The 5429-nt window shown below is 41.8% G+C and carries 4 protein-coding genes; 2 read left to right on the plus strand and 2 right to left on the minus strand.

Features of this window, described 5'->3' with window-relative positions; all coding sequences use genetic code 11:
• The first annotated feature begins 142 nt into the window (after positions 1-142).
• Together CXF78_RS12665 and CXF78_RS12670 are read left to right on the plus strand one after the other, a co-directional pair.
• Positions 143-835: an MOSC domain-containing protein gene (locus CXF78_RS12665; RefSeq protein ID WP_102036997.1), complete on the plus strand. Its 693-nt coding sequence runs from the start codon at positions 143-145 to the stop codon at positions 833-835.
• Positions 836-891: 56 nt separating this feature from the next.
• Complete coding sequence (locus tag CXF78_RS12670; protein WP_102036998.1) at positions 892-1251, plus strand: DUF4870 domain-containing protein; 360 nt, start codon at positions 892-894, stop codon at positions 1249-1251.
• Positions 1252-1347: 96 nt separating this feature from the next.
• Here the strand turns inward: CXF78_RS12670 and CXF78_RS12675 are convergent, their stop codons facing one another.
• Together CXF78_RS12675 and CXF78_RS12680 are read right to left on the minus strand one after the other, a co-directional pair.
• Complete coding sequence (locus CXF78_RS12675; protein ID WP_011635572.1) at positions 1348-3258, minus strand: methyl-accepting chemotaxis protein; 1911 nt, start codon at positions 3256-3258, stop codon at positions 1348-1350.
• 218 nt (positions 3259-3476) lie between these two features.
• The gene (locus CXF78_RS12680) at positions 3477-5126 is read right to left on the minus strand and encodes an electron transfer flavoprotein-ubiquinone oxidoreductase (protein ID WP_011635573.1); all 1650 of its coding nucleotides are present in this window, start codon (positions 5124-5126) and stop codon (positions 3477-3479) included.
• Positions 5127-5429: the final 303 nt, after the last annotated feature.

Below are 5429 nucleotides of genomic sequence, written 5' to 3' on the forward strand. Positions count from 1 at the left end.
TTCAGGCTATTCTCAGCTATTATTTTTGCTATATTATCTCCCATTTTATTTATAGCCTTACTCTTCCCCTGTAAGGCTTTTTTTTGTCTGAAAATTGGGTATATTGGCACTCTATAATCATGCTTAAGCAAGGGTATGCTGGATGAGTAAGCGATTGGTAAAGAGTATTTCTGGGCTGTATTTAGGTGACCAAGTACAAATGCATAACGGTGTTGCCAGTTGTATTAACCAAAAACATGCCGCTAAGCAGTTGACCGTGCAATTTGACCACGTAATCGGCAATCGCGAGGCCGACCCTAAACATCACGGCGGCCTCGATAGGGTGTTGCATCATTTTCCGCGTGAGCATTATGGTCAATATCGCCGCTGGGATTTAATGTCTACGTTTTGTGATGCCCCTTCAATGGGTGAAAATATCAGTACCGTTGGCCTTAATGAAGCACAGGTTAATATCGGTGACATCGTTCAAATTGGCGACGTGACTTTACAAGTGACTCAACCTCGCTCTCCTTGTTTTAAGCTCAATTTACAGTTTGGCCATCCTAAATTTGCCTTAGCCATGCAAGAAAGTCGTATGTGCGGTTGGTTTTATCGGGTGCTGTCTGAAGGTGACATTCGTCCGAGTGACAGTATTTTTCTGCTAGAAAGAAAATCGGATATCAGTGTGGCTAAAGCGGTGCAGATTTATTTTTTAGCTGAATTTGATGCAGAACAATATCAGACATTGCTTGGGTGCGAAGGCTTAGCGCAAAGTTGGGTTAACTCATTACAACGCCGACTAGATCTGCAAAGTATAGAAGATTGGGCAATGCGCTTATATGGCAACGCCAGTTAATGCCTCCCAGTATGATAAGAACGATATGATAAAAATAACATGATAAGGAATATCAAATGACTGAACCGATAGACGACGTTAGCAAGCAAGCCAAAGATATGGGGTTATTGATCCATGCCGCCAGTTTTGCCGGTTACGTATTTCCGCTAGGAAGTGTTTTAGGCCCTTTAATTGTCTGGTTAATGAAGCGTGATGAATTTGAGTTTGCCAATCAATGCGGAAAGAACTGTCTTAATTTTAAATTGAGCTTAATGATATATGCCATGGTATCTGCAATATTAATTTTGATTGGTGTGGGAGTAATACTATTAGCCGCTCTAGCATTGCTTGATATTATTTGTACTATTATCGCTATTGTTAAAGCTAACGATGGCATAGCTTATCAATACCCGCTCACTATCCGGTTTATTAAGTAACCCGCACTACAAGAATGTCGTGATGGTCGAATAGAATGGCCATAAAAAACGCCACTCAAATGAGTGGCGTTTTTGTTAAAGCGAGTTAACTACGGACTACACTTTAAAGCGAGCCACTAAGATATCAAGTCTACTGGCTAACTGATTCAATGATTTACTCGCATTTGCAGCTGCGTGAGCAGTATCTGCTGTTCGCTGAGTAATATCGTTGATTTCGGTCACATTACGATTAATGTCTTCAACCACAGTAGATTGCTCTTCTGTCGCAGCAGCCACTTGAATGTTCATATCGCTAATCAGTGCAATACGTTCGCTAATACCACTTAGCGACTGGCTTGCTTCATCGACAGCTGTAACACCTTCGTGTGAGCGGCTACGAGATTGCTCCATAGCGTTAACAGCACGACTGGTTTCTGATTGAAGTTTATCAATCATAGTTTGCACTTCGTTGGTCGACGCCGCAGTTCGAGAGGCTAAGTTACGCACTTCATCTGCAACTACAGCAAAGCCACGTCCCGCTTCTCCAGCACGAGCAGCTTCAATCGCGGCGTTAAGTGCCAGTAAGTTTGTTTGCTCTGAAATGGCACGGATAACATCTAAAATACTGCCAATCGATTTAGTGTGCGTCGCTAGTGACTCAATCACTTCACCGACTTGCTCGACGTCTTTAGACAACTGATTGATAGTCGAACGTGCACGGGTTACGACTTTTTGACCATCCACTGATTCAGTATCGGCATCACGAGCGGTGACAGCTGCTTGAGCTGCATTGCTAGCAATTTCGTTAACCGTGGCGCCCATTTCGTTAATAGCAGTAACAACCATGATGGTACGGTCTTTTTGTAACTGGCTATCAGCTAATGTTTGATTGGATTGGTTTGATACATCAAGTGCCGATAAACCAAGCTGCTCACTGGTTTTAGCAACTTCGGCTACTGTATCTTGGATTTTGCTGATGAAGCTATTAAAGCCACGAGCGAGCTGGGCAATTTCGTCATCACCATTAACCGGTAGTCTTTGGCGCAAATCACCTTCACCTTCACCAATGTTACGAAATAATTCGGCAATATGTGCAATAGGACGACTAACCGAACCAGCAACAGTAATCGAAATAGCAATAAATACCGCCGCGATGAGTATTGTCCATAGTAAGATCTGATAAGCCGATTTTTGTAGCAGGGCAAATACTTCTGCTTCAGGTACTTGAGCAACCAAGTACCAATCCATCGACTCAATGTAGCTACTGGCAATCAACATGTGTTGGCCATTAACATCGGCTTTGACTAAATTAAAGTTACTTTTATTTAACAATTGGTTAGTGTTGGCATTAGGGTACAAGTTGCTGAGTTTGCTTTTACCTATTTTGTTCGTATCTTGATGCAGTTTGACTTCACCTTTAGTATCAACTAAATATACAAACCCGCTGTCTTCAATTTTAAATGAAGCCAATAAATTAACCATATCATCTAACGATTTGGCTAGACTAACCATGCCACGACCATTGGGCTGTTGGTAACTAATAAAAAGTTTTACTTCACCATTGGCTTCGGTATAAACCGTCAACAAACGCTCTTTTTTACTATCGCGGTAGTCAAAAAACCAGCCATCTTGCTCTGGATTTAATATTCGCAAAAAACCATCCTGAGTATAGTAGGCCGCAGTTTCTTTGTCGGCGTAAGACGCTTGAACTAAATCGTATTGATTTTTCATGTCATTAAGTTCTGCGATAACGAGGTTTTCTTGGTCAGCAGGGCGACCATTTTGAAGCCATTCTAGCAACATTCGGCTATTCGCTAACTGTTCCGAAGCATTGATTAAACTACGGATTTCGAGGTCGACTTCATTGCGAATTTGCATGAGTAAGCTCGGCATTTCCGAGTTTAGCATCCGCTGCTCAACAACTTGCTTTGCACTTCGTTGACTTAATAATCCGACTAAGATCGTCGATAGCAATACAGCAACCGTCACGGTCAGTAATATTTTTTGTTTAATGGTAAGTGTATTCATCTACAACAGCCTCTTGGGAGTATCTCTATGGTATATCGGACACAATGGCAATAAATTGATAGTTATTTTGCTGTTAAGTTGATTCAATCTGCAAAATAGTCTTTTGGTGTAGGTTGTTTTGATTTTATGTGGGTAATGATAGTCGATAAAACAAAAAAAACGCACCTATATTTAAGTGCGTTTTATTGACTGTGCCAATATTTTAACGATTGGTTCGCTTACATATTTGGATAGTTTGGCCCGCCGCCGCCTTCTGGTGTGACCCAGGTAATGTTTTGGCTTGGGTCTTTAATGTCACAGGTCTTACAATGAATGCAATTTTGACCATTAATGACAAATTTTTTGTCACCGGCTTCTTCAACCACTTCATAAACACCGGCAGGACAGTAACGTTGCGCGGGTTCATCAAATTTAACTAAGTTTACCGATATTGGGATGCTTTGGTCTTTTAGATGTAAATGACACAGCTGATCTTCTTCATGAAAAGTATTCGACAGATATACCGACGATAACTTATCAAAACTCAACTTGCCGTCAGGTTTAGGATAGTCAATTTTATTGTAATCGCTCGCTAGCCCCATCGTGGCATAATCAGGGGTGGTGTCTCTAAAGGTCACTGGAAACTTACCACCAAACCAATTTTGGTCGATATAGTTAAAGGCGCCACCGAGTAGCGTACCAAACTTATGCATGGCAGGGCCAAAGTTGCGCGAGCTATAAAGCTCTTCATGAAGCCAGCTTTTTTCGAAACGGTCTTGGAAACAGTCAAGATCTTTGCCACCTTCTAGTCCGGCAATTAAGCCTTCACCTAAGGTTTTTGCCGCAATAATACCGCTCTTAATCGCTGTATGCGTGCCTTTGATTTTAGCAAAGTTAAGTGTGCCCGCATTACATCCAATAATTAAACCACCAGGGAAGCTCATTTTCGGTAGTGAGTTTAAACCACCTTTGGCAATGGCTCGTGCACCATAAGATAATCGCTCTCCGCCCGTTAATGTTGCGGCAATTACAGGGTGAGTTTTATAGCGTTGAAATTCATCAAATGGGCTGAGGTGAGGGTTTTTATAATTTAAGTCGATAATTAACCCTACAGCAACTTGGTTGTCTTCCATATGATATAGGAAGCCACCACCAGATGAGCCATTCACGAGTGGCCAACCACCAGTGTGAACCACTTTACCTTGCTGATGTTGTTCAGCAGGGATTTTCCAAATTTCTTTAAAACCTAAGCCATAATGTTGTGGTGTTTTACCATTGTCTAAATGGTATTTTTGGATCAGTTGTTTACCTAGATGGCCACGACAGCCTTCTGAAAATACGGTGTATTTGGCATGTAATTCCATACCCGGCATATAGCTGTCTTTATGTTGACCATTTTCACCAACACCCATATCACCGATTAAAATGCCTTTAACACTGTTGTCTTCATTAAACAGCAATTCACTGGCTGCAAAACCAGGGAAAATCTCTACGCCCATGGCTTCGGCTCTGTTGGCTAACCAGCGGGCTAAGTTACCCACACTAATGATGTAGTTACCATCATTGTGCATGGTTTTAGGCACTAAGCTGTTGGGCATTAAGCGAGATTGTGTTTCTGAGTTAAGCAGGTAGATTTCGTCATGAGTGACTTTAGTGGTTAGCGGGATGTCTGAATCTCGCCAATCATTAAATAATTCGTCCAGTACATCAGGTTCGAATACAGCACCCGACAAAATATGAGCACCCACTTCAGAGCCTTTTTCTACCACACAAACGGTGATTTCTTTATCGGCATCTTTAGATATTTGCATTAAACGACAAGCGGTCGCTAAACCTGCAGGGCCAGCACCGACAATTACTACGTCGAACTCCATTGACTCGCGTTCCATCTTCTCACCTTTCAAAGTTTCCCGTTCATTGCGGGTTTATTGTTTTTTATAACGATTAAAATAAGTAAACGATCGTTTATCCTTTACTCACCTTACCGCAAAATGAACGTTTGTCACAGTGGCAAACACAATCTTGTTAGCGTGAGTCGAGTCACAAATAGCCAACGATATAGTCTTTCGATCCAAGATATTCACCTAAAGGGGTATTTGTATAGCGGTAATTAAGCCTATAATTGGATCTGACGGTTCTCCGAGCTTTTTGCCCTACGTCAATGATATGGGCAGTTAGCCGTGGTAATTTTG

This window comes from Shewanella sp. 11B5 (assembly GCF_002836795.1).
GTDB lineage: Bacteria > Pseudomonadota > Gammaproteobacteria > Enterobacterales > Shewanellaceae > Shewanella > Shewanella frigidimarina.

What these genes read in the sequence shown, in the direction of transcription:
- CXF78_RS12665 (WP_102036997.1), top strand. Translation starts at nt 143, where the DNA reads ATGAGTAAGCGATTGGTAAAGAGTATTTCTGGGCTGTATTTAGGTGAC.
- CXF78_RS12670 (WP_102036998.1), top strand. Translation starts at nt 892, where the DNA reads ATGACTGAACCGATAGACGACGTTAGCAAGCAAGCCAAAGATATGGGG.
- CXF78_RS12675 (WP_011635572.1), bottom strand. Translation starts at nt 3,258, where the DNA reads ATGAATACACTTACCATTAAACAAAAAATATTACTGACCGTGACGGTT.
- CXF78_RS12680 (WP_011635573.1), bottom strand. Translation starts at nt 5,126, where the DNA reads ATGGAACGCGAGTCAATGGAGTTCGACGTAGTAATTGTCGGTGCTGGC.